This is a genomic window from uncultured Lutibacter sp. (assembly GCF_947493565.1).
Taxonomy (GTDB): Bacteria; Bacteroidota; Bacteroidia; order Flavobacteriales; family Flavobacteriaceae; genus Lutibacter; species Lutibacter aestuarii.
Map to the genome: position 1 here is coordinate 176,052 of NZ_CANLRG010000003.1, position 23,127 is coordinate 199,178.

At 27.7% G+C, this 23,127-nt stretch carries 25 protein-coding genes; 12 read left to right on the forward strand and 13 right to left on the reverse strand.

Going from position 1 to position 23,127, the window contains the following annotated elements; all coding sequences use genetic code 11:
• Nucleotide 1: 1 nt before the first annotated feature.
• Both Q0714_RS04485 and nadC read right to left on the reverse strand, forming a co-directional pair.
• A complete protein-coding gene (locus tag Q0714_RS04485; protein WP_298263112.1) occupies nt 2–937 on the reverse strand; it encodes a YihY/virulence factor BrkB family protein in 936 nt (311 codons plus the stop codon).
• Nucleotides 938–967: 30 nt separating this feature from the next.
• Complete coding sequence (gene nadC, locus Q0714_RS04490; RefSeq protein ID WP_298263113.1) at nt 968–1,828, reverse strand: carboxylating nicotinate-nucleotide diphosphorylase; 861 nt, start codon at nt 1,826–1,828, stop codon at nt 968–970.
• Between the two features lie 77 nt (nt 1,829–1,905).
• Between nadC and rlmH the strand changes: the two genes are divergently transcribed.
• Genes rlmH through Q0714_RS04515 form a run of 5 tightly spaced genes read left to right on the forward strand, consistent with a single transcriptional unit; the run spans nt 1,906 to nt 5,832 of the window.
• The gene (gene rlmH / locus Q0714_RS04495; RefSeq protein ID WP_298263114.1) at nt 1,906–2,379 is read left to right on the forward strand and encodes a 23S rRNA (pseudouridine(1915)-N(3))-methyltransferase RlmH; all 474 of its coding nucleotides are present in this window, start codon (nt 1,906–1,908) and stop codon (nt 2,377–2,379) included.
• Nucleotides 2,372–2,959, forward strand: coding sequence for a non-canonical purine NTP diphosphatase (locus Q0714_RS04500; RefSeq protein ID WP_298263115.1), 588 nt, complete (start codon nt 2,372–2,374; stop codon nt 2,957–2,959). The genes rlmH and Q0714_RS04500 overlap by 8 nt, the downstream gene beginning before the upstream one ends.
• Complete coding sequence (locus Q0714_RS04505; protein ID WP_298263116.1) at nt 2,953–3,987, forward strand: iron ABC transporter permease; 1,035 nt, start codon at nt 2,953–2,955, stop codon at nt 3,985–3,987. The genes Q0714_RS04500 and Q0714_RS04505 overlap by 7 nt, the downstream gene beginning before the upstream one ends.
• Complete coding sequence (locus Q0714_RS04510; RefSeq protein ID WP_298263117.1) at nt 3,987–4,781, forward strand: ABC transporter ATP-binding protein; 795 nt, start codon at nt 3,987–3,989, stop codon at nt 4,779–4,781. Before Q0714_RS04505 ends, Q0714_RS04510 begins: the two co-directional genes overlap by 1 nt.
• A 37-nt stretch (nt 4,782–4,818) precedes the next feature.
• Nucleotides 4,819–5,832 carry a M28 family metallopeptidase gene (locus Q0714_RS04515; protein ID WP_298263118.1) on the forward strand — a complete coding sequence of 338 codons (1,014 nt, stop codon included), beginning with the start codon at nt 4,819–4,821 and terminating at the stop codon, nt 5,830–5,832.
• 15 nt (nt 5,833–5,847) lie between these two features.
• On the opposite strand, the gene holA is transcribed toward Q0714_RS04515, so the two are convergent.
• Nucleotides 5,848–6,852 (reverse strand): DNA polymerase III subunit delta, encoded by a 1,005-nt coding sequence (holA, locus tag Q0714_RS04520; RefSeq protein WP_298263119.1) that lies wholly within the window; start codon nt 6,850–6,852, stop codon nt 5,848–5,850.
• Nucleotides 6,853–6,881: 29 nt separating this feature from the next.
• Between holA and Q0714_RS04525 the strand changes: the two genes are divergently transcribed.
• Nucleotides 6,882–7,331: a type I restriction enzyme HsdR N-terminal domain-containing protein gene (locus Q0714_RS04525; protein ID WP_298263120.1), complete on the forward strand. Its 450-nt coding sequence runs from the start codon at nt 6,882–6,884 to the stop codon at nt 7,329–7,331.
• 39 nt (nt 7,332–7,370) lie between these two features.
• Nucleotides 7,371–8,372 carry a glycosyltransferase family 2 protein gene (locus Q0714_RS04530; RefSeq protein ID WP_298263121.1) on the forward strand — a complete coding sequence of 334 codons (1,002 nt, stop codon included), beginning with the start codon at nt 7,371–7,373 and terminating at the stop codon, nt 8,370–8,372.
• Nucleotides 8,373–8,374: 2 nt separating this feature from the next.
• On the opposite strand, the gene Q0714_RS04535 is transcribed toward Q0714_RS04530, so the two are convergent.
• The 8 genes from Q0714_RS04535 to nusB all read right to left on the reverse strand — a co-directional run bounded on the left by Q0714_RS04535 (nt 8,375) and on the right by nusB (nt 14,876).
• Nucleotides 8,375–8,995 (reverse strand): L-threonylcarbamoyladenylate synthase, encoded by a 621-nt coding sequence (locus Q0714_RS04535; protein ID WP_298263122.1) that lies wholly within the window; start codon nt 8,993–8,995, stop codon nt 8,375–8,377.
• Between the two features lie 69 nt (nt 8,996–9,064).
• Nucleotides 9,065–9,763, reverse strand: coding sequence for a response regulator transcription factor (locus Q0714_RS04540; protein WP_298263123.1), 699 nt, complete (start codon nt 9,761–9,763; stop codon nt 9,065–9,067).
• Between the two features lie 8 nt (nt 9,764–9,771).
• On the reverse strand, nt 9,772–11,304 hold the full coding sequence (locus Q0714_RS04545; protein WP_298263124.1) for a HAMP domain-containing sensor histidine kinase: 1,533 nt from the start codon (nt 11,302–11,304) through the stop codon (nt 9,772–9,774).
• A gap of 128 nt (nt 11,305–11,432) precedes the next feature.
• Nucleotides 11,433–12,023 carry a dephospho-CoA kinase gene (coaE, locus tag Q0714_RS04550; RefSeq protein WP_298263125.1) on the reverse strand — a complete coding sequence of 197 codons (591 nt, stop codon included), beginning with the start codon at nt 12,021–12,023 and terminating at the stop codon, nt 11,433–11,435.
• Nucleotides 12,024–12,063: 40 nt separating this feature from the next.
• A complete protein-coding gene (locus tag Q0714_RS04555) occupies nt 12,064–13,032 on the reverse strand; it encodes a YbbR-like domain-containing protein (protein ID WP_298263126.1) in 969 nt (322 codons plus the stop codon).
• A gap of 71 nt (nt 13,033–13,103) precedes the next feature.
• A complete protein-coding gene (gene yajC / locus Q0714_RS04560; protein ID WP_298263127.1) occupies nt 13,104–13,427 on the reverse strand; it encodes a preprotein translocase subunit YajC in 324 nt (107 codons plus the stop codon).
• Between the two features lie 25 nt (nt 13,428–13,452).
• The gene (locus tag Q0714_RS04565) at nt 13,453–13,908 is read right to left on the reverse strand and encodes a DUF1573 domain-containing protein (protein ID WP_298263128.1); all 456 of its coding nucleotides are present in this window, start codon (nt 13,906–13,908) and stop codon (nt 13,453–13,455) included.
• 29 nt (nt 13,909–13,937) lie between these two features.
• Nucleotides 13,938–14,876: a transcription antitermination factor NusB gene (gene nusB, locus Q0714_RS04570; protein WP_298263129.1), complete on the reverse strand. Its 939-nt coding sequence runs from the start codon at nt 14,874–14,876 to the stop codon at nt 13,938–13,940.
• A gap of 171 nt (nt 14,877–15,047) precedes the next feature.
• Here nusB and Q0714_RS04575 point away from each other — a divergent pair, with 171 nt between their 5' ends.
• On the forward strand, nt 15,048–16,802 hold the full coding sequence (locus Q0714_RS04575; RefSeq protein ID WP_298263130.1) for an ABC transporter ATP-binding protein: 1,755 nt from the start codon (nt 15,048–15,050) through the stop codon (nt 16,800–16,802).
• Between the two features lie 80 nt (nt 16,803–16,882).
• Entirely contained in the window at nt 16,883–17,251 is a 369-nt protein-coding gene (locus tag Q0714_RS04580) for a PUR family DNA/RNA-binding protein (protein WP_298263131.1), read from the forward strand.
• A 182-nt stretch (nt 17,252–17,433) separates the two neighbouring features.
• Here the strand turns inward: Q0714_RS04580 and Q0714_RS04585 are convergent, their stop codons facing one another.
• Together Q0714_RS04585 and sucC are read right to left on the reverse strand one after the other, a co-directional pair.
• Nucleotides 17,434–18,048 carry a DUF2202 domain-containing protein gene (locus tag Q0714_RS04585; protein WP_298263132.1) on the reverse strand — a complete coding sequence of 205 codons (615 nt, stop codon included), beginning with the start codon at nt 18,046–18,048 and terminating at the stop codon, nt 17,434–17,436.
• Nucleotides 18,049–18,209: 161 nt separating this feature from the next.
• Nucleotides 18,210–19,403, reverse strand: coding sequence for an ADP-forming succinate--CoA ligase subunit beta (sucC, locus tag Q0714_RS04590; protein ID WP_298263133.1), 1,194 nt, complete (start codon nt 19,401–19,403; stop codon nt 18,210–18,212).
• Between the two features lie 309 nt (nt 19,404–19,712).
• Here sucC and Q0714_RS04595 point away from each other — a divergent pair, with 309 nt between their 5' ends.
• The 3 genes from Q0714_RS04595 (at nt 19,713) to Q0714_RS04605 (ending at nt 23,117) form a co-directional block, all read left to right on the forward strand.
• Nucleotides 19,713–19,853: a hypothetical protein gene (locus Q0714_RS04595; protein WP_298263134.1), complete on the forward strand. Its 141-nt coding sequence runs from the start codon at nt 19,713–19,715 to the stop codon at nt 19,851–19,853.
• Nucleotides 19,854–19,968: 115 nt separating this feature from the next.
• Complete coding sequence (locus tag Q0714_RS04600) at nt 19,969–22,377, forward strand: DUF5916 domain-containing protein (RefSeq protein ID WP_298263135.1); 2,409 nt, start codon at nt 19,969–19,971, stop codon at nt 22,375–22,377.
• Nucleotides 22,378–22,418: 41 nt separating this feature from the next.
• Nucleotides 22,419–23,117, forward strand: coding sequence for an ABC transporter ATP-binding protein (locus tag Q0714_RS04605; protein WP_298263136.1), 699 nt, complete (start codon nt 22,419–22,421; stop codon nt 23,115–23,117).
• Nucleotides 23,118–23,127: the final 10 nt, after the last annotated feature.

A 23,127-nucleotide genomic window follows, 5' to 3' on the forward strand; every position in this document is an offset into this window, starting at 1 on the left:
TTTATTCTTTATTATATCTTAAATGTAATCTTTTTAATCGACTAATACTGGCATTTAATTCAAATCCAAGTAATAGGATTATTGAGTTTAACCAAACAAACAACATTAATACTAAAAGCGTACCTATAGAACCATACAATTTATTATAGGTTGCGAATTTTAACACATAAATTGAAAACAATTTAAACATTAAGAGTGTTAGTAGGGTGGTTAAAATGGAACCAGGTGTAAAAAATGAATGGTATTTTACTTCTTTAGTTCCATATTTGTACAAAAATGATACAGAGACAAAAATTAATAATACAAAAAATAAGAATTGTCCTTTTTCAATCCAAAATACATCATCTGCTAGCCAGCCTTTATCTTTTAAACTCGCAATTCCAATTTCAAAATACAGGGTTATTGCAACCGTCAATACCAAAATAAATGCTAGTAAAATTGCCATTCCCATTGAAATAATATATTGCCTTAATATATTTCTCATTTTAGTGACATGATACGAATATTCAAATCCCCCTAAAATTGCATTTACACCATTTGCCATTAAAAAAATTGAAGCTACAAACCCAAAAGAAAGTAATCCTCCATATCTGTTATTGGCAATATCTTCAATAACTTCATGAACAGTTTCTGCTGTGTTGGGTGGTAATAACTGTTCAATAATTAATAAAAAATCTTCTTGAAATCCTTCAATGGGTACATAAGGTATTAATGTAAGAATAAATAGAATAAAGGGAAACAATGCCATAAAAAAGCTAAATGCTATACCTCCAGCCCTAGAAGTTAAAGCTCCTTTAACGATACCAATAATATACATTTCAATAACATCATACAACGACATCCCTTGCAAACCAGGAATTCTAACTTGTTTTCCAAGCTTTACAATCCAATTTACTATAGGAATTTTAGAAAGGTTTTTTTCTATTTCTTTAGTCATTTTGATGCATTAAAAATTTAAATTTTCAAACTAATCTACAGCTTTTAAACTTAAATCCATATTATATATAGAGTGTGTTAATGCTCCAGACGAAATATAATTTACACCGCATTCTGCATATTTTCTAGCAGTTTCCAAATTTATACCTCCTGATGATTCTGTTTGACATTGATTTCCTATTAACTGAACTGCTTTTTTGGTGTCTTTATAATTAAAGTTATCAATTAAAATTCTATACACCCCGCCTACATTTAAAATTTCTTTAATTTCATCCAAGCTTCTAGCTTCAACTATAATTTTTAACTCTAAATTTTTATTTTTTAAGTATTGTTGGGTTTGTTGTATTGCTTTTGTAACACCTCCACAAAAATCTATGTGATTATCTTTTAACATAATCATATCATACAACGCAAATCTATGGTTTTCTCCACCACCTATTTTTACAGCCCATTTTTCAATAGCTCTAATTCCTGGAGTTGTTTTTCGAGTATCTAAAACTTTAGTTGCTGTACCCTCTAATAAATTAGCAAATTTATTCGTTTTGGTAGCAATTGCACTCATTCGCTGCATTACATTCAACACCAAACGCTCGGCTTTTAAAATTGCTTGAGAACTTCCCTCCACATAAAAAACAATATCTCCATATGTTACAAATTCTCCATCATTAATTAGGATTTCAATTTTCAATGATGAATCAACATACTTAAAAATTCTTTTGGCCATTTCTACACCTGCAATAATTCCATCTTCTTTTACTAAAAGTTTTGCTTTTCCTTTGGCTTCAACAGGAATACATGCTAAAGAACTATGATCTCCTTCACCAACATCTTCTCTAATAGCATTGGAAATTATTATATCTAACTCTTTTTCAAATTGTTCGTTACTTATCATTTTAACCAGTATTTTCAAACAAAAATAACTTTTTTATTTTCAAAAATTAAAGCTTTATTTCTTTTTATATTTGCCAAATGAAAATTAAGTTATTGGCCATTGGTAAAACCGATGATAAAAATTTACAAACACTAATTGAAACTTATCAAAATAGGTTAAAACATTATGTAAATTTTGAAATTGAAATTATTCCAGATTTAAAAAAAGTTAAAAACTTAAGTGAAACTCAACAAAAAGAAAAGGAAGGAGACTTCATTTTAAAAAAATTAAATCCAACCGATGTCTTAATTTTGTTAGATGAAAAAGGAAAAGAATTCAGATCAGTTACTTTTTCAGAATATCTTCAAAAAAAAATGAATGCAGGAATTAAACAATTGGTTTTGGTAATTGGAGGTCCTTATGGATTTTCTGAAGAGGTTTATAAAAAATCACAAGGAAAAATTTCATTATCAAAAATGACTTTTTCGCATCAAATGATTCGCTTGTTTATAGTTGAACAAATTTATAGAGCCTTTACGATTTTAAAAAATGAACCTTATCATCATGAATAAATTAAAATTGGTTTTTGCCACTAATAATAAAAATAAACTTAAAGAAGTACAGGCAATGTTAACTAACTTTGAAATAGTTAGTTTGGCTGACATCAATTGTTTTGATGAAATACCTGAGACAGCAGAAACTTTAGAGGGAAACGCAATCTTAAAAGCCAACTATATAACTCATAAATTTGGTTTAAATTGCTTTGCGGACGATACTGGTTTAGAAGTAGAAGCTTTAAATAACCAACCAGGAGTTTATTCTGCTCGTTATGCAGGTATAGATAATAATGCTGAGGCCAATATGAATAAGCTATTAAACAATCTTGGTGATAATTTAAATAGAAGAGCTCAATTTAGAACAGCAATAGCTTTAAATATTAATCAAAAACAATTTATATTTGAAGGCATTTGCAAAGGTCAAATTTTAAAACATAAACAAGGAAATAGCGGTTTTGGCTACGATCCTATTTTTTTACCAGATGGTTTTGATAAATCGTTTGCAGAAATGGAATTGATAGAAAAAGGAAAAATAAGTCACCGAGGAAAAGCCATTCAAAAATTAGTTAACTTTTTAAATAAATCTACTTGGTAAGTCCAATAAAATCATATAAAAACACATTTCTTATCTTATTTTTTGCATTGGCACTTATTTGCTTTGTAAACATTAGTTTGGGATCTGTATATATTCCATTAAAACAAATATTTTTATCAATTATAAATGGTGATGTTGAAAAAGATTCTTGGCGCTCTATTGTATTAAGTTATCGAATTCCTAAAGCAATAACAGCTATTATTGTTGGGTCTGGTTTATCTATTAGTGGTTTATTAATGCAAACTTTATTTAGAAATCCATTGGCCGGACCTTTTGTGTTAGGAATAAGTTCAGGAGCTAGTTTAGGCGTTGCCATTTTAATTTTAGGAGCTTCTTTTTTTGGGGCAACATTATCAAGTTATGCATTTACAAATTTTGGGCTTGCAATAGCTGCTAGCTTAGGGGCTTTCTTGGTTCTTTCTGCAGTTATGTTGGCTGCTATTAAAGTTAGAAACACCATGTCTATTTTAATTATTGGTTTAATGTTTGGAAGTTTAACAGCATCCGTTATTAGTATTTTAGCTTATTTTAGTAGTGCCAGTCAATTACAACAATATATGTTTTGGAGTTTTGGTAGCCTTGGTAATTTAAGTTGGAAAGAAATAACTGTGTTACTTACTACTTTTTTAATAGGAATTTTATTGGTTGTATTTATCATTAAACCTTTAAACAGCCTACTTTTAGGTGAAAACTATGCTAAAAGTATGGGAGTTAATGTTAAAAAAACAAGAAATTTAATTTTAATAGCTACTAGTTTGTTAACTGGTGTAATTACTGCTTTTTCTGGTCCAATTGCTTTTATTGGCTTGGCCGTTCCACATTTAACAAAACTACTTTTTAACACTTCAAATCATAAAATTTTATTACCAGCTGTTGCTATAAGTGGTGCTATTATAATGTTAATTTGTGATAGTATTGCTCAATTGCCAACAAGTGAATTTACATTACCTATAAATGCAATTACTTCATTATTTGGGGCACCAATCATTATATGGCTATTAGTTAGAAAACGTAAGATTTATTATTAATGAAAGACCAAGCAAAACATATTATAAAAATTGATAATTTAAGTATTGGTTATTCCTCCAAAAAGAAAACCATTACTATTGCTTCAAATTTAAACATTCAACTGCAAACAGGTAATATGGTGTGTTTACTAGGCAAAAATGGTATAGGGAAATCTACACTTTTAAGAACATTAACAAAAGTACAACCTACTTTAAAAGGTGAAATTTTTATCAATAATGCAAATTTAAATTCATTATCCAATAATGAATTAGCAAAAACACTAAGTTTAGTTTTAACCGAGCGCCTTCCAGATAGCAGTTTAACAGTGTTTGAATTGGTTGCTTTAGGGCGTCAACCATTCACCAACTGGATTGGATATTTAACCAGTGAAGATCTACAAATAATTTATACGGCTTTTGAAAAAACAAATACCAAACACTTAATGAATTCTAAATGCTATGAATTAAGTGATGGACAGTTACAAAGAGTATTAATTGCTAGAGCTTTGGCACAAAATACACCCATTATTGTGTTAGATGAACCAACTGCTCATTTAGACATCCACCATACCATAAATACATTTTCACTACTTAAAAACTTAGCTTCAGAATTTAACAAAACAATCATTATATCTACTCACGAAACAAATCTAGCACTTCAATTAGCAGATGAACTTTGGCTGATGTCTCCTTCAAAATTTATCAGTGGAAAAACCGATGAATTAATAGAAAAAAATGCCCTAGACCTTCTTTTCGATTCTAAATTAATTTCTTTCAATAAAACCTTAAAACAATTTACAATTTCCAACTCATAATAATTTTAATATATTTGACAAATTTCAACTACTAAAAATGAAAAAAATACTGTCATTTATAATTGTCTTATGTTTACTAATTAGCTGTAAAGTAAACAATCATATTACTGAAAAAATTGAAGTAACTGGTAAAACTGCAATGGAATTTGCAGCTACCATTAGCCCAGAAAACTTAAAAGATCACCTATATATAATTGCTTCAGATGAATTTGAAGGAAGAAACACAGGCGAAGTTGGGCAAAAAAAAGCTGCTGAATACCTAAAAGATTTCTATATTAGTAACAATATTGCCTCTCCGCTGGGTAATGATAATTATTTCCAAGATATTCCTACGGAATATTTAAGACCAAATTTAAAGCCTTCTGAAAATGTTGTTGCTTTTATTGAAGGTTCTGAAAAACCAGAAGAAATTATAGTTATTTCTGCACATTTTGATCACGTTGGCATGAAAGATGGTGAAATTTATAACGGAGCTGATGATGATGGTTCAGGCACAGTAGCTATTTTAGAAATTGCTCAAGCGTTTCAAAAAGCTGTAGAAAATGGCCATAAACCAAAAAGATCCATACTTTTTTTACATGTAACTGGAGAAGAAAAAGGCTTATTAGGATCTAAATTTTACACCAATTTTCCAATATTCCCTTTAGCTAATACAGTTGCTAATTTAAATATGGACATGATTGGTCGTGTAGATGATGCTCATGAAGCAAATCCAAACTATATTTATTTGATTGGTTCAGATAAGTTAAGTTCAGAATTACACGAGCTTTCAGAAGCTATGAATGAAAAGTTTACTAAAATTAAATTAGACTATAAATACAACGATGAAAATGATCCTAATCGCTTTTATTATAGATCTGATCACTATAATTTTGCTAAAAATAACATTCCTATTATCTTTTATTTTAATGGCACTCATCAAGATTATCATAAACCTTCAGACACACCTGATAAAATTAATTACCAATTATTAGCCAAACGAGCACAGTTGGTTTTTTATACTGCTTGGGAAATTGCAAATAGAGAACAAAGAATTATTGTTGATAAATAAATTTTTAGTGCTTTATTAGTGCATAATTTTAAATAATAATTCTTTTAAAATATCTCTTGCAGGAAGTGCATTGGCACCAACACCTTTACTTTTAATATCTGCTTCACGAAGTAATGAAATTACTTGTGACACCTTACGCATTGGATAATTTTTAGCGGCAATGGAATAGTCCGAAACAAAAAAAGGGCTAATTCCTAAAGATTTTGCAATGCTATTTTTTGACTTATCCTTTAAACTATGGTAAATCAATAATTGAGTAAATAAACTATTTAATAAAGAAATAGTAACAACTAAAGGGTTTGCTTTTTGATTTTGACCAAAATAATTAATAATCTCATTAGCTTTTACAATATTTTTTTCACCAATAGCTTTACGCAATTCAAAATTATTATAATCTTTACTTATTCCTATATTTTCTTCAATATCTTTAGGTGAAATGGTAGATGTTTTAGGTAATACTACCATTAATTTATCTAGTTCATTGCTAATTTTACTTAAATCGGTTCCTAAAAATTCCACTAACATTAGTGTGGCTTTGGTATCAATTTTATAATTTTTACCTGCTAAAACCCTTCTTATCCAATCAGCTACCTGATTTTCATATAATTTTTTACTCTCATACACCAATCCTACTTTTTGAATAGCTTTATACAAAGCTTTTCGCTTATCTAATTTTTTATATTTATAACAAATTACCAATACAGTAGATGGTTGCGGATTGTTAGCATACAATGTTAAATTTTCTATAGTTCTTGATAAATCTTGAGCTTCTTTAATAATTACCACCTGTTTATCAGCCATCATTGGAAAGCGCTTTGCGTTGTCAACTATATCATCAATACTAACATCTCTTCCATACAAAACCATTTGATTAAATCCCTTCTCTTCTTCAGAAAGAATATTTTCTTCAATATATTCTGAAATTTTATCAATATAATAAGGTTCTTCACCCATTAAAAAATAAATAGGCTTTATATTTCCACTTTTTATATCTGAAACTATTTTAGTGACATCACTCATTAATCAAAAAAAATTAGCATTTTTGCGATATGCAGGCATTAAATTTACCAACATATAAGTTCAAAATCAAAAGTAGGGAAAATAAGCTTTTTATTTATGATATTGTTCGAAAAAAATATGTGAGTTTAACACCTGAAGAATGGGTTAGACAACATATCATTCATTATTTAATTAATGATAAAAACTATCCTATTTCATTAATCGCTATTGAAAAAAAACTAATCATCAATAAATTAAGCAAAAGAACCGATATTTTAGTTTTTACCTCTAAAGGAACTCCTAATATTATTGTTGAATGCAAAGCTCCGTCAGTTAAAATTAATCAAAATTCATTTGATCAAATTGCTCGATACAATTTAAAATTAGCAGCTAATTATTTGATTGTAAGCAATGGTTTAAACCATTATTTTTGTTTTATGGATGTTGAAAAAGAGCAGTATGTTTTTTTGGAAAATATCCCCCATTATATTTCTGATTAAATTAATTCAATTCTAAAAGCAATTAGTTAAGTTTGCATTGTGAAAATTGCCATAGTTATATTAAATTGGAATGGAAAAAAATTACTAAAAAAATTTCTTCCATCTATCATCAAATTCAGCAACATTGAAAATGTTGAAATTGTAATTGCTGATAATGCTTCTACGGATAATTCTGTTGAATTTATTAAAAATAATTATCCTTCTATTTCAATTGTAAAAAATAAAATAAATGGCGGTTATGCAAAAGGATATAACGATGCATTAAAGAAGGTTAATGCAGATATTTATGCCTTGGTAAATTCTGATATTGAGGTTACCGAAAATTGGTTAAATCCAATAATTACTACCTTCAAAAATGAATCTTATACAGATATTATTCAACCAAAAATTTTAGATTATAAAAACAAAACTAAATTTGAATATGCTGGAGCTGGTGGCGGTTTTATTGATAAATATGGCTATCCCTATTGCAGAGGTCGTATTTTTTCTGAATTAGAAAATGACACCCAGCAATTTAATGACGTAACTGAAATTTTTTGGGCTTCGGGTGCTTGTTTTTTTATTAGATCTAAGGTATTTCACAATTTAAAAGGATTTGATGAAGATTATTTTGCACATCAAGAAGAAATTGATTTATGCTGGAGAGCTATAAACAACAACTCCATTATTAAATATGTTGGTACTTCAACTGTTTACCATGTTGGAGGAGCAACTTTAAAAGAAGAAAGTCCAAGAAAAACCTTTTTAAACTTTAGAAATAGCTTATTTACACTGCTTAAAAACTTACCTAAAAAAAAGTTAATCAGTATTATTTTAACACGATTGATTTTGGATGGCATTGCTGGAATAAAATTTATATTTGAACTTAAACCTATCCACACATTAGTTATTATTAAAGCTCATTTTAGTTTTTATAATAACTTGATTAAAATGCTAAAAAAGAGATCTAGAACCAAACCTAAAGAAAACTATTACACGTTAAAAAGTATAGTTTGGGAGCATTTTATTTTAAGAAAAAAACACTATAAAGAAACTTTGTAAATTTAAAGTTCATCAACATCTCCTTTACCTTCTCTAATAACAACTACTTCACCATCAGATAAATCTACAACTGTTGAGGGTATATTACCTCCATAGCCTCCATTAATAACAATATCTACATTATTTTGCCATTTTTCAAAAATCAACTCTGGATCTGTAGTATATTCTAACAAATCATCTTCATCATAAATTGAAGTGGATACTATTGGGTTACCTAATGCTTTAACCAATTCTCTAATTATATTATTATCCGGAATCCTTATCCCTACAGTTTTTTTTCCTTTAAAGGATTTTGGCAAATTAGTATTGGAAGGTAAAATAAATGTAAATGGTCCAGGCAATGATTTTTTTAAAATTTTATAAGTTGGCGTATCTATTTGCTTAACATAGTCTGATAAATTACTTAAGTCATGACAAATAAATGAAAAGTTAGCTTTGTTTAGTTTTACACCTTTTAATTTTGCTACTTTTTCCATGGCTTTTGTGTTAGTAATATCACAACCCAAACCATAAACGGTATCTGTTGGATAAATAATTAAGCCTCCTTGCTTTAAAACTTGGACTACTCTTTCAATTTCGCGTTCATTTGGATTTTCTTCAAAAATTCTAACCAGTTGAGCCATCTTATTTTTTTTACATAAATTAATTGTCTAAATATAAAAAAACCTGCTTAATTAAGCAGGTTTTTTAATTTATGATTTATCTATTAGCCTAAAGCCTTCTCCATGTATATTGAGAATTTCTACATTTTCATCTTGTTTTAAATATTTTCTAAGCTTGGCTATATATACATCCATACTTCTTGACGTAAAATAATTATCATCTCTCCATATTTTAGTTAAAGCCAATTCTCTTGGCATTAAATCGTTGATATGAGTCGCTAGCATTTTTAACAATTTACTTTCTTTAGGTGATAACTTTTGAGGTTCCTCTCCACTATATGATAAATGGCGTAATTTAGAATTAAAATCAAATTTTCCAATTTTAAATTCAAAAGTATCTTCTTCAACATCTTGTTCAGTTTCTTTACGTTGAAGTATTGCTTTAATTTTATATAAAAGTACTTCCGAATCGAAAGGTTTGTTTAAATAATCATCTGCTCCAGCTTGGTAACCTTTTAAAACATCTTCTTTCATAGTTTTAGCTGTCAAAAAAATAATTGGCACTTCTGCATTGGCAGTTCTAATGTCTTTAGCTAAAGAAAATCCATCTTTTCGAGGCATCATTACATCTAAAATACACAAGTCGTATTCATCATTTTTAAACATAATTAATCCTTCTAATCCATCTTTTGCTAAAGTAACATTATAATCATTTAACGATAAGTAATCTTTTAAAACGGTTCCAAAATTAGGATCGTCTTCAACTAATAAAATTTTATTATTTTCCATATTATTATTTAAATTAAAGGTAGCTTTATGGTGAAAGTACTTCCAACTCCTTTTTCACTTTCAACATACACGATACCTTGATGAATTTCTACTATTTTTTTTACATATGAGAGCCCTAAACCGTGCCCTTTAACATTATGAATATTTCCTGTTTCTTCTCTATAGAATTTTTTAAATATATTTTTTTGAACATTTTTATTCATTCCAATTCCCTGATCTTTAACTTGTATTGTAACGCTTTTAGCTGTATTTTCAGTAAAAATTGAAATTTTAGGTGCCTCTAACGAGTACTTAATTGCATTATCTAAAACATTAACAATTACATTAGTTAAATGAAAATGATTTGCCAATATTTCCGTTAAACTTGCTTTTAAATTAACTTTTATATAGCCTCCTTTATTTTTAACCAATAGCTCTACATGCGTTACTGCTTCTTCAATAATGTCGTGTATATCTACTTTTTCCTTACTAACATCTAACTGATTTTTTTCAAGCTTAGATATTCTTAATACATTTTCAACTTGTGCATGCATCCTTTTATTTTCATCACGAATCATTTTCACATAACGTAACACCTTATCCTTATCTTCAACTATTTTAGGGTTTTTTATTGCATCTAAAGCTAAATTAATAGTTGCAATAGGTGTTTTAAACTCGTGGGTCATATTATTAATAAAATCAGTTTTTATTTCTGAAATTTGTTTTTGTCTAATTAATTGATACAACGCTGTGACAAATGCCATTATAATGATTAAAATAAAAATAGCTGATAATGCCAATATTTTTGAAATTGAAGAAAGAATGAAATTCTTCTTTTCAGGAAAAGACACATACAACTTAAAATTACTATTTCCATCAGCATCAGCAAACATTGGCACCATATAACTTTTCCCTGCTTCTTTACTAAAATAACCAGATTTAACTTGTGTTGCTAAACCATTACTATAAATTCCATATTTAAAAGCCGTTTCAATCCCTTTTTGTTTAAGTTCCCTATCTAAGCGCATTGTAATTTCATTATTGCTTACTCTTTGATGTATAGGTAATCTGCTTGTGTATACATCAAAATCTCTTTCTAAATAAGCTTTTTCTGCCTTAGGAAATCTTCCAATTTTAGTTACTCTCTCTTCTGGAGAATTTTCAAATTCTTCTTTTCCACTACCTAAAATATCTTTTTGAATTACAAATTCTTCTTTGCTGAAAATTTCTTTAAAGAATATTGAATCATTTTCAAAGAACTCTGTTGGAACTTTATAATTTTGCTCAATGATACTTTGAGAATAGGTAAACCTTTCATTTTTTGTAGTGTCAACCTTTTCAAAAATATAATTACGTATATCGGATTTATTTAACTCTTGACCTTCTTTATACGTATCCGCAAATTTGTTATAAAAATCATTAAACTCTCTTTGACGTATATCTTCAGATACTTTTGCCAAAGCAAATCTAACATTAGAGGTAAATTGCTCTTCTGTGATTTGAATGGTATTTTTTATCCAAAATACTTGTACTGATATAATCCCAATTAAAGCGATGCTCATTAATACAATGATGAGCAAAAATATCCTCTTCCCCATTACTCAAATTTAAACTTTTAACACTTATAACAACTTATTTTAACGAAAGTTAACAAATTCTATAATTTTTTAACAGTATTTTAAGAAATATTTTAGTTACTGCAAGTTTTAGAAATAAGCTCAAAAATAGTTTTTACTTGCAGTTTTGTAGCATTTAAATTAGTGTTTTTAATCACAAAATTTGAATGTTTAATTTTAAAATTGTCATCTAGTTGATTATTAACTCTTTCCAAAATTTGTGCTTCACTAATTTTATCTCTTTTTTGTATTCTTTCTAATCTATCTTTAAAATCTGCAATTACAGTTATGATTAAATCACAAAATTTAGAACTACCACTTTCAAACAAAATTGCCGCTTCATAAATTATAAATTTTGAAGTTGAAGTTTGTATAAAAGCATTGAAATGTTCTTTAACTTTTGGATGAACTAAACCATTTAAAAGAGTTAATTTCTCTTTATTATTAAATACTAAAGAAGCTAGATATGAATTATTTAAAGCACCATTTACATAGGTTTTCTCTCCAAATGCTTCACAAATTTGACGAATTAAATCTTTATCAGAATTCATTATTTTTTTTGCTTCTACATCTGCAACATATGTATCGACACCTAATTCTTTAAACATCTTTAAAACAGTACTTTTACCACTCCCAATACCGCCAGTTAAACCAATTATTTTCATAAAATTTATTTAATTATAAAATTTTCAATAAATGATATCCTTATTTTTGAATTAAAAATTCAATTTGTCTAGGATTAATTTTAATTGAAGCTATAAATTCGCTTTTTTGTTTTATAACAGGAGTTAGATACTTTACTAAAGAATCATTTTCATATTGCTTATAATCAAAAACAATGGATAGGCTATTTTTATTTATTTTATTAAAATTTGAAAGACCTACTTGATAAATAACTTCAATTTCTTTTGGAAAAGGATTAATTTTCAAACTGTCAGGAACATTTATTACTTCAACAGGTAATAAAAACCTGCCTTCTGTAAATTTATCAACTTCTGCTTTAACATGTATCTTAGTTTCAGATAATTGTACATTACTAGTTTTGGGTGGTAGTATTAATGCTATATCAAGATCAATATTTTTATAAATATCTTTTAATGAAATTGCTTTAGTTTGAATTTCTTTAATTGAATCTATATTATTTTTAGGGCCAGTAATTACTATAGAATCTGGAGAAAACATTAATTCATTTGTTAAGTTGTAACCTAACTTAAAGTCAATACTAACATTAGAAGCTACAGGAACTTTTTTTGAAATATTTAAACCCAAATCAATAAAAATGGTATCATTTAAAATTCTAAGTAACTCAATATCTCCTGTTAACTGAGCATTTAAATTTTGAAGCTGATTATTAGGTAAAATATAATAAGTCCTTTCGCCTTTAGTAATACTTTTTAAATTTATAAGAAGTTTTTTATGAATAATATTATGTTTTAATAACGAAAATCCAGGACCTTTTAATACTCCTTCTAAATTAACTATCGGCTTACTTTGTAATAACTTATCTTTTGGTAAGTTTCTATATTCAACTTTAAAATTAACTGTGCTTGTATAAGTTTTAGACAACTCAATTAACAACCAAATTATAGAAGTTAATATTAAAAAAAATAAAAATATTTTAAATTTTCTATTATTTTTTAATGATAATTTAGCTTGTTTTGCTGCTGCATTCATAGTATAAATTAAAAAATAAATATACAAAAAAAGTGAGCTCAATGGCTCACTTTAAATCATATAAAAATTTCTTATTTTTTTTCTATAGCTGGTTGGTATTTTTTACTCAGCTCCATAGAAATTGAGGAGCGTTCAAATTTAATTTTACCTGCTCCTGTTTCAATTATTACAGTATTATCACTATCAACAATATCAACAATTTTACCATGAATACCACTAGTAGTAACTATTTTATTTCCTTTAGCTATAGAACTCTGGAATTGTTTTTCGTTTTTTGCACGTTTCATTTGTGGGCGAATCATAAAAAGATAAATCACCACAAACATTAATAAAAAAGGCAACATTCCCGTTAAAGTACTTCCTCCTCCTGTTTGTAAAAAAATTGTTGTATACATTTTATTTATTTAAGTATATTAATATTTATGAGTTTTTTGCTGTTACCGTACCTTTAATACGTAACATTTCTGTAACTTTTTCAGTATTTGTTTGTAAAGTTATGGTTTTATGCTGTTTACCTACTCTTCCATTAGAATTGAAAGAAAATTTAAGTTCGGCTGAAGCTCCTGGTTTAATAGGTTCTTTTGGCCATTCTGGAACAGTACATCCACAAGATGGTTTTGCATTTATAATTAATAAATCTGTTTTTCCTGTATTGGAAATTTTAAAAGTTCCATCTATTATTTCTCCCTCTGTAATGGTACCAAAATCAAATTCCATTTTGTCAAACTCTATAACTGGTCCTCCAAGGCTAATGATTTCATCTCTTTCTTTAGCAGTTTCTAAATTAGTAGATTTTATTTTTTTGGTAGCACTGTCGTTACAAGAAATAAAAACTACACTTAATAAAGTTGCACAAATAATCGTAATTTTTTTCATAATAAGTAAATTTCAGTAAAAGTAAAAAATTATAATAATCCTCTCCCTATTTTATTCAATCTTTTTGAAGTTGTAAAATCTTTTAAAATTTTATCTAATACTCCATTTATAAAGTAACTACTTTTATTGGTTGAATAATCTTTGGCTATTTCAATATATTCATTAATAGTAACTCTGGTTGGAATTGAAGGGAAATTTACAAACTCACAAATAGCCATTTTAATTAATATCATATCAACTTCAGCAATCCTATCTGAATCCCAATTAGGTGTTTTATCTTCAATTTCCTTTTCAAATTCAGTGTGTTTTAACACTACTTTTCTAAACAAATCTACTACAAACTTTTTATCGTCCTCATCTTTATAAAGCTTCCCAAGTTGAAAAGATTGATTTACATTTAATTGATTTAATGATTTTACAATCCAAGTATTTACAAAAGGAATGTCATCTAACCAACTTATATTTTTATCTTCAAAATACTCAGCTAATTTTTCATTAGGAGCTACAATAGTTTTAAAAATAGCCACTACAAACTCTTTATCTTCTTGAAAATTTGAATGTTTAGAGTTCATATAAGTAGCATACAACTCACTTTCTTTAATTTGTTTCCAAATTTCTGTGATATACTCGTTATCTAAAGTCCAGTAATTTAAATTTTTAGTTTCTAAATACTCATTTAATGAAACACTTTCATTTAAGGTATTAAAAACTTGATTGTTTATAAATTTAATATTTGGATTCAAATCTTCTGAAGTTGCTAAAAACTTTTTTCTAGAAATTTCAATATGGTTTTTTTCCATATTTCTAACTTCAACAAGTAAACGAATTAATAAAACATATAAATCATACATTTTATCAATACTTGCATATAAGAACTTTTCTTCTTTTGTTAAGTTGTCACTTTTAGACTGTAGTAAAGCATAAACCGATTGCATTACTTTAACTCTAATATGTCTTCTATTTATCATTTAAAGAACTTTGAAAAAATTGTTTTTAACACGGCAAAAATAGTATTATTTTTTATAAAATGAGCAGTGTTTTTCATTTTTTAAGTAAAGTTAATTCTATCTTAAAATACCGAAATTAAAATATTAATAATGTATCTTCGTGCTTTAAAATTGATTGCCCTTAATTCTTTTATGAAAGCCTTACAATACTTAAACAAATACTTTTTTAAATATAAATACAGATTACTAATTGGAATTATAATTACTGTTGCTTCTAAATTTTTAGCTTTACAAGTACCACAACTTATTAGGCAGTCGGTTAACATTGCTGAAGACTATACAAATGGGATTGTTTCTGATTTGCCAATTGTTAAAGCCCAGTTGTTAAATAATATTTTACTTATTGTTGGGGCCGCACTTTTAGCTGGTTTTTTCACCTTTTTAATGAGACAAACAATTATTGTAATGTCTAGATTAATTGAGTTTGATTTAAAAAATGAGATTTACCAACAATATCAACGTTTATCCCTAAACTTTTACAAACAAAATCAAACAGGTGATTTAATGAATAGAATTAGTGAAGATGTTAGTAAAGTTCGCATGTATTTTGGACCAGCAATAATGTACTCTATTAATATGCTAGTACTGTTTGTAGTAGCAATTATAAAAATGTATAATATTGACCCAATATTAACTAATTACACCTTACTACCACTCCCAATTTTATCGATTTCAATTTATATTTTAAGTAGAGTTATTAATAAAAGAAGTACCATAGTTCAACAATATTTATCTAAGTTAACAGCTAATGCTCAAGAAACATTTTCTGGAATAAGTATTTTAAAATCTTATGGAATTGAACATAAAACAATGGTTGAATTTGGAACATTAGCAAATGAAGCACAAGATAAAAACATCAATTTATTTAAAGCTCAAGCCCTATTTTTCCCATTAATGATTTTATTGATAGGTTTAAGCAATATCTTAGTCATATATATTGGAGGTATGCGTTATATTGAAGGCACGATCTCTTTAGGTGTTATTGCAGAATTTATTATGTATGTAAACATGTTAACTTGGCCCGTTGCAGTAGTTGGCTGGGTAACTTCAATAGTACAACAAGCTGAGGCTTCTCAACAACGTATTAATGAATTTTTAAAACATGAACCCGAAATAAAAAACAATCAAGAACAACCTTCAACTATTGAAGGAACCATAGAGTTTAAAAATGTTACATTTACTTATGATGACACCAATATTACCGCTTTAAAAAATGTAAGTTTTAAACTTGAAAAAGGAAAAACATTAGCCATTTTAGGAAATACTGGTTCCGGAAAATCCACCATCATCAATTTAATTGCTCGTTTGTACGATGTTGATACTGGAGAAATATTAATTGATGGTACTAATATTGAGCAACTAAACTTAAATAACTTACGTCAAAATATTGGTTTTGTTCCTCAAGAAGCATTTTTATTTTCTGACACCATCAAAAACAATATCAAATTTGGAGATGAAAATGCCTCAAATGCTAAAATTGAACAAGCAGCTAAAGACGCATATATTCATCATAACATTATTGAGTTTAATAAAGGATATGACACCTATGTTGGTGAACGAGGTGTAACTTTATCTGGAGGACAAAAACAACGTATTTCAATAGCTAGAGCAATTATAAAAAATCCTAATATTTTAATTTTTGATGATTGCCTTTCTGCAGTTGACACCGAAACTGAAGAAATAATTTTGAACAATCTTCATAAAATAAGTAGAAATAAAACTACTTTAATTGTTAGTCATAGAGTATCATCTGTAAAAAATGCAGATGTGATTATTATTTTAGAAGATGGAAAAATAATTCAAAAAGGTTCACATAATGAGCTAGTTAATATTGATGGATATTATAAAGAACTCTACGAACAACAACTTTTAGAAAAAGAAATTTAAAAATTGTTAAATAACTGAAATAATTTTATAGATTTGTGAATAAATCTAAAAAAAAGATTACTAAATATAGAAAGTTAATTATGAATGACAAAGAACATTTAGAACAAGAAGAGATATTCTCTCAAGTTCTTAGAGCAGGAAGAAGAACCTACTTTTTTGACGTAAGAGCTACAAAAGCAGATGACTATTACTTAACTGTTACCGAGAGTAAAAAATTTACACATGACGATGGATCTTTCCATTACAAAAAACACAAAATTTACTTATACAAAGAAGATTTTAATGAATTTAATGAGATGCTAAAAGCTGCAACTGATTATATTTTAAATGAAAAAGGTGAAGAAGTGATCTCTGAACGTCACCAAAAAGATTTTAAAAGACCTTCTGAATTAAACGAAGCCTCTTCAAGTACAGAAAGTTTTACCGATGTAAATTTTGAAGATATTTAATAAATATACTTTTATACATAAAAAAACACCTTTGTAATTACAAAGGTGTTTTTTTATAGCTACATTTTAATTAGAATATTCACTAGCAACATGCTGTTGAATTCTAGCTGATTCCACCAAATTACTTTATAGCTTTTTATATAACAACTACAAAAATAACTTATTTAATTTCTAAAAACTAATCAATTAAAACCACACCATTCATTTGTACTATTCACTATAGTCTCAAATGCTATCTGTGTAAGATATTCAGGAACATAATTTCCTCCATTTGAAATTAACTGATTATTAAAATTTCTTAAATGATTTTGAGAACCACATTTTAAGAAATCATACAGACTTAATAAATCTATTTTTTCAGTTCTACTTTCATTTAAAGTTAAATCTTTAATATCCATATCTTCAATAATATTACCAACTCTTAAAGCTTCTAATAATGATATATCGGAGAGTTCAATTAAATCATTATAAATTTTTTGAAGTGTAGTGTTTCTAAACTCTCCTCTATTTTCCAATATAGGATCTTCTATATTGTATTTATTTAATAAAATTAATACGCTATTCATATGAGAAGATTCGCTAGAGGCAATGTTGTTAAATACAATAGTTCCATATTTATCATATGAATACAAATAAACATCTCTTGCTAATTTTTCTTCTTCTCTTAAAAAAAGTAAATCATTAATTTCATCTTGTGTTAAAACTATATCAATTATAGAATTTTCATTATTATCATTAGTACAACCAACTGTTATAGCCAAAAACACAATTACAGTTACTAAAATCATTTTTCTCATAAGTAAATTATTTTATACTAGATTTGACGTAATGAATTCATAAAGGTTTAAAATAGCTTTAGCAACAAAAGTTACCGTAATTTTATGGTTAATTTTTGAGCATAAAAAAACTCTCATTTATTTGAGAGTTTCTTTATCTTTTGTTATGTAAGTTTTTGTCTTTAAGCCAAAACTTCTTGAACTTTATCTGCAGCTTCTTGAAACTCAGTAGCAGATATTACGTCTAAACCACTAGCATCAATTAACTCTTTTGCCTCAATTGCATTTGTACCTTGTAAACGTACAATTATTGGAACTTTAATAGCATCACCCATGTTTTTATAGGCATCAATAACTCCTTGTGCTACTCTATCACAACGCACAATACCTCCAAATATATTCACTAGAATAGCTTTTACATTTGGATCTTTTAAAATTATTCTAAAGGCTGTTTCAACACGTTTTGCATCAGCAGTACCACCAACATCTAAAAAGTTAGCAGGCTCTCCTCCAGATTGTTTAATTAAATCCATTGTACTCATCGCTAAACCTGCACCATTAACCATACACCCTACATTTCCATCTAAATCAACATAGTTTAAACCTGCAGCATTTGCTTCTACTTCAATTTCATTTTCTTCACGTAAATCTCTTAAAGTTGCTAAATCTTTATGGCGAAATAATGCATTATCATCTAAAGTAACTTTAGAATCAACTGCTAATATTTTATCATCTGAAGTTTTTAATACTGGATTGATTTCAAATAATGAAGAGTCAGATTTTACAAAAGCAGTATATAACGATGTTACAAACTTAATCATCTCTTTTAATGCAGCTCCAGACAACCCTAAATTGAAAGCAATTTTACGCGCTTGGAATGGCATTAATCCTAATAAAGGATCAATTTCTTCTGTGAAAATTAAATGAGGTGTTTTTTCTGCAACAGTTTCAATGTCCATTCCCCCTTCAGTAGAATACATAATCATATTTCTTCCGGTTGCTCTATTTAATAAAACCGACATATAATATTCTTCTGGTTCACTATCTCCAGGATAATAGACATCTTCAGCAATTAAAACTTGGTTCACCTTTTTTCCTTGTGGAGGTGTTTGAGGTGTTTTTAACATCATTCCAATTATATTTTCAGAAATAGTTTCTACTTCTTGCAAATTTTTAGCTAATTTAACTCCGCCACCTTTTCCACGTCCTCCAGCGTGAATTTGTGCTTTAACAACCCACCAACCTGTACCAGTTTCTGCAGTTAATTGTTTTGCAGCTTCTACAGCTTTTTTATGATTATTAGCAACTATACCGCGTTGTATTCTAACGCCAAAACTATTTAACAACTCTTTTCCTTGGTATTCGTGTAAATTCATTAGAAATATTATTTTAAAAAATATTCACAAATGTAATAATCAAAACTTAAAATTTAGATGAATTATTAAAAAGTTTTGAAATAACCTTAATTAAGTTACTTAAATAAATAGTGTTGCTTATTTTTTTACAAAAATTTGATAAAATTTCAATTTCAAAAATTACAATTTTAATAAGTTGAAAATTACATTCTAAACTATTGAATATTACTTTGAAAACACTTTAATTTAATTGTTTAAACTACAGTGAAAAGCCTTTAAAATAATTTAAATTTAATGTAGCATATAGTACTACTTTAAACTTTAAATCTCATGAAAAAAATCTTTTTAAAATCCGTTATTTTAACCCCTGCTCTACTATTATCTGCTGCAATACTTTTAGTTTTTACAGCTTCATACATTGGTTACATTAACTTAATTTTCAGATTATTTACTCAACAAATTTATAATTAAATTATTTTCATAAAACAATACCATTAACTCATTATTAACATTTATTTATGATTGGTTACAAAATATGTTAAATATTTTAGCATAATTATTTTACATAATAGAACTATCATAGTTTATGAAAAATTTTTTTTGGCTTTTTGCCATATTTTATAGCATCCTTATTTCAGCACAAGAAAATAAAAAAAATTTAATTACTAGACGAATTACTACACCTCCAAAAATAGATGGCGTTTTGAATGATGATGCTTGGTTTGGAGCACAAATAGCAAAAGACTTTGTGATGTTTAGACCTGGAAATGGTGATAAAGAATATCCTGGAAAAAAGACAGAAGTTAAAGTTGTATATGATGATGAAGCCATTTATTTTGGGGCTTTTTTATATGATGATGATATAAAAAATATTGCTTTTGAATCTGCAACTAGAGATAATTTTGCTCAGGTTGATTGGTTTGGAATTATGTTAAATCCATTAAATGATGGACAGAATGATACCGAATTTTTTATTCAAGCAACAGGAAACCAAGGTGATGCCAAAGCTACCATTAATAATGAAGATTTTAGTTGGAACAGTGTTTGGGAAAGTGCTGTAAAGCTTGATGATGAAAAATGGGTAGTTGAAGTAAAAATACCATATTCCGCCTTGCGTTTTTCAAACCAAGAAATCCAAACTTGGGGGTTAAATTTTCACAGAAGAATACAAAATACTAAAGAACAATTTGTATGGAATCCTATTGACAAAACCAAAGGTAATATTCAACAATATGCTGGAATTTTAAAAGGTATTTCCAATATTTCTCCTCCTATTAGATTAAGTTTTTCTCCCTACTCTTCAATTGCTTTCACTACTTATGATGGTGAAAATGAAGTTAATACTAGCTTAGGAATGGATGTTAAATACGGAATTAGTGAAAGCTTTACTTTAGATGCTACTTTAATTCCAGATTTTGGTCAAACTGCTTTTGATGATGTAACCTTAAATTTAGGACCTTTTGAACAGCAATATTCTGAAAAAAGAGCTTTTTTTACAGAAGGGACAGAATTGTTTAGCAAAGGAAACTTATTCTATTCTCGAAGAGTTGGAAATTCTCCTTCTACTTATGTTGAGGAAGAAGAATTACTCGAAAATGAAGAAATTTTAGAAGCACCTTCAAATGTTAAAATGTTAAATGCTTTAAAAATTTCAGGAAGAACAAAAAATGGACTAGGCATTGGCTTTTTTAATGCAATTACCGAAAAAACCGTTACAAGGATACAAGATAAAAATACGCAAGAAGTTAGAGAAGTTATAACCGAACCTTTTGCTAATTATAACGTACTCGTTTTAGATCAACAATTCAACAAAAATTCATCTGTAAGCTTTATCAACACAAATGTTTTCAGAGAAGGATCTTTTAGAGATGCCAATGTTTCAGCACTACTTTTTGACCTCACCAATAAAGCAAATATTTTTAAAATTGAAGGTGGTGTTGGTATGAGTTATATAAACGAGTTTGGCGAAAAAACAAATGGCTTTTTTACCGATATTGCTTTTAGAGAAATTAGTGGTAACTGGCAATGGGGAATTGAACACCACTTAGAAGATAAAAAGTTTAATAAAAATGATTTAGGCTTTCAAAGAAGAAATAATTTTAGCAATTTTGAGTCTTACATAAGCTATAGGGTTTTTGAACCTACTGAAAAATTTGATGATTATCGCATTACTTTTTGGGCTGACTTAGATTATCTGTACAAACCCAATAAATATACCAGTAACTCTGTTGGGGTTAATTATAATTTTTACACCAAAAAAACAAAACTTGCCTTTGGTGGTAATTTTCAAACAATTATAGGAAATGAATATGATTATTATGAACCTAGAGTTGAAAATCGCTATTATAAAAAACCTGGAAGAATTGCTTCAAATCAATGGATTTCTACTGATTACAGGAAAAAATTTGCCATAGATGCCAACATCTTTATTTCTAAAAGAATAAATGATGATAACTATTTTATCAATACTGGTTTTTCCCCACGTTTTAGAGTAAATGATAAATTATCCTTTGTTTATCAATTAGAATATTCAAAAGATACCAACGATAAAGGATACGTGAATGATTTGGAAGATGGAACTATTATTTTTGGAAAAAGAGATACCAAATCTATTACAAATGCTATATCTGGAAAATATAATTTCAGTATTAAATCAGCTCTTAACCTTACATTCCGTCACTATTGGTCACCTGTTGAATATAAAACTCAGTTTTATTTACTAGAAGAAGATGGTATTTTAACTGAAAGTGATTATACGGCAAATCACGATATTAATTATAATATTTGGAATTTTGACTTAAGCTACACTTGGGAGTTTGCTCCTGGAAGTCAACTGGTTGCATTATACAGAAATTCAATTTTTAATGAAGATGATTTATCTCATTTAAAATTTAAAGAAAACTTAGACAACCTTTTTAAAGAGCCTGTAGTTAATAATATTTCTTTAAAGCTTATCTATTATTTAGATTATAACAAACTTAAAACTTGGTTGTAAGTTTAATTTAATTGTGTATTTTCACAACATTAATTTACACTATGATTGAAGCAAAAAATATTCACAAATTTTATGGCGATTTAGAAGTTTTAAAAGGTGTTAGTTTATCTATAAAAAAAGGAGAAATAGTAGCTATAGTTGGTCCGTCTGGAGCAGGTAAAACAACTTTGCTACAAATTTTAGGAACTTTAGACAAACCACATTTAAACAAAACTTCAACACTATCAATAAACACTACAGACTTATTAAATTTAAAAGACAAAAATTTATCAAAGTTTAGAAATAAACATATTGGTTTTATATTTCAATTTCACCAATTACTACCAGAATTTACTGCTTTGGAAAATGTGTGTATTCCAGCCTATATAGGAGGTCAACAAAAAAAAGAAACGGAAGTAAAAGCAAAAGAACTTTTAAGCTTTTTAGGTTTATCTGAAAGAATGAACCATAAACCCAACGAACTTTCAGGTGGTGAACAGCAACGGGTTGCGGTTGCAAGAGCCTTAATTAACAACCCCGATGTGATTTTTGCTGATGAACCTAGTGGAAATTTAGATTCCGCTTCTGCAAAAAATTTACACGAATTATTTTTTGAACTTCGCAATAAATTCAATCAAACTTTTGTGATAGTTACTCATAATTCTGAACTAGCAAATATGGCTGATCGTAAATTAGAAATGAAGGATGGACTTATTGTTGCAAAAACAAAATTATCAAACCTTCACAGCAATCAAAGTTAGCTTGGTACTC

What these genes read in the sequence shown, in the direction of transcription:
- nusB (WP_298263129.1), bottom strand. Translation starts at nt 14,876, where the DNA reads ATGATAAATAGAAGACATATTAGAGTTAAAGTAATGCAATCGGTTTAT.
- yajC (WP_298263127.1), bottom strand. Translation starts at nt 13,427, where the DNA reads ATGTATACAACAATTTTTTTACAAACAGGAGGAGGAAGTACTTTAACG.
- holA (WP_298263119.1), bottom strand. Translation starts at nt 6,852, where the DNA reads ATGAGTGATGTCACTAAAATAGTTTCAGATATAAAAAGTGGAAATATA.
- Q0714_RS04545 (WP_298263124.1), bottom strand. Translation starts at nt 11,304, where the DNA reads ATGAGCATCGCTTTAATTGGGATTATATCAGTACAAGTATTTTGGATA.
- Q0714_RS04555 (WP_298263126.1), bottom strand. Translation starts at nt 13,032, where the DNA reads ATGAATGCAGCAGCAAAACAAGCTAAATTATCATTAAAAAATAATAGA.
- Q0714_RS04540 (WP_298263123.1), bottom strand. Translation starts at nt 9,763, where the DNA reads ATGGAAAATAATAAAATTTTATTAGTTGAAGACGATCCTAATTTTGGA.
- Q0714_RS04535 (WP_298263122.1), bottom strand. Translation starts at nt 8,995, where the DNA reads ATGGCTCAACTGGTTAGAATTTTTGAAGAAAATCCAAATGAACGCGAA.
- Q0714_RS04565 (WP_298263128.1), bottom strand. Translation starts at nt 13,908, where the DNA reads ATGAAAAAAATTACGATTATTTGTGCAACTTTATTAAGTGTAGTTTTT.
- Q0714_RS04510 (WP_298263117.1), top strand. Translation starts at nt 3,987, where the DNA reads ATGAAAGACCAAGCAAAACATATTATAAAAATTGATAATTTAAGTATT.
- Q0714_RS04515 (WP_298263118.1), top strand. Translation starts at nt 4,819, where the DNA reads ATGAAAAAAATACTGTCATTTATAATTGTCTTATGTTTACTAATTAGC.
- nadC (WP_298263113.1), bottom strand. Translation starts at nt 1,828, where the DNA reads ATGATAAGTAACGAACAATTTGAAAAAGAGTTAGATATAATAATTTCC.
- Q0714_RS04600 (WP_298263135.1), top strand. Translation starts at nt 19,969, where the DNA reads ATGAAAAATTTTTTTTGGCTTTTTGCCATATTTTATAGCATCCTTATT.
- coaE (WP_298263125.1), bottom strand. Translation starts at nt 12,023, where the DNA reads ATGAAAATAATTGGTTTAACTGGCGGTATTGGGAGTGGTAAAAGTACT.
- Q0714_RS04575 (WP_298263130.1), top strand. Translation starts at nt 15,048, where the DNA reads ATGAAAGCCTTACAATACTTAAACAAATACTTTTTTAAATATAAATAC.
- rlmH (WP_298263114.1), top strand. Translation starts at nt 1,906, where the DNA reads ATGAAAATTAAGTTATTGGCCATTGGTAAAACCGATGATAAAAATTTA.
- Q0714_RS04595 (WP_298263134.1), top strand. Translation starts at nt 19,713, where the DNA reads ATGAAAAAAATCTTTTTAAAATCCGTTATTTTAACCCCTGCTCTACTA.
- Q0714_RS04585 (WP_298263132.1), bottom strand. Translation starts at nt 18,048, where the DNA reads ATGAGAAAAATGATTTTAGTAACTGTAATTGTGTTTTTGGCTATAACA.
- Q0714_RS04525 (WP_298263120.1), top strand. Translation starts at nt 6,882, where the DNA reads ATGCAGGCATTAAATTTACCAACATATAAGTTCAAAATCAAAAGTAGG.
- sucC (WP_298263133.1), bottom strand. Translation starts at nt 19,403, where the DNA reads ATGAATTTACACGAATACCAAGGAAAAGAGTTGTTAAATAGTTTTGGC.
- Q0714_RS04605 (WP_298263136.1), top strand. Translation starts at nt 22,419, where the DNA reads ATGATTGAAGCAAAAAATATTCACAAATTTTATGGCGATTTAGAAGTT.
- Q0714_RS04580 (WP_298263131.1), top strand. Translation starts at nt 16,883, where the DNA reads ATGAATGACAAAGAACATTTAGAACAAGAAGAGATATTCTCTCAAGTT.
- Q0714_RS04500 (WP_298263115.1), top strand. Translation starts at nt 2,372, where the DNA reads ATGAATAAATTAAAATTGGTTTTTGCCACTAATAATAAAAATAAACTT.
- Q0714_RS04485 (WP_298263112.1), bottom strand. Translation starts at nt 937, where the DNA reads ATGACTAAAGAAATAGAAAAAAACCTTTCTAAAATTCCTATAGTAAAT.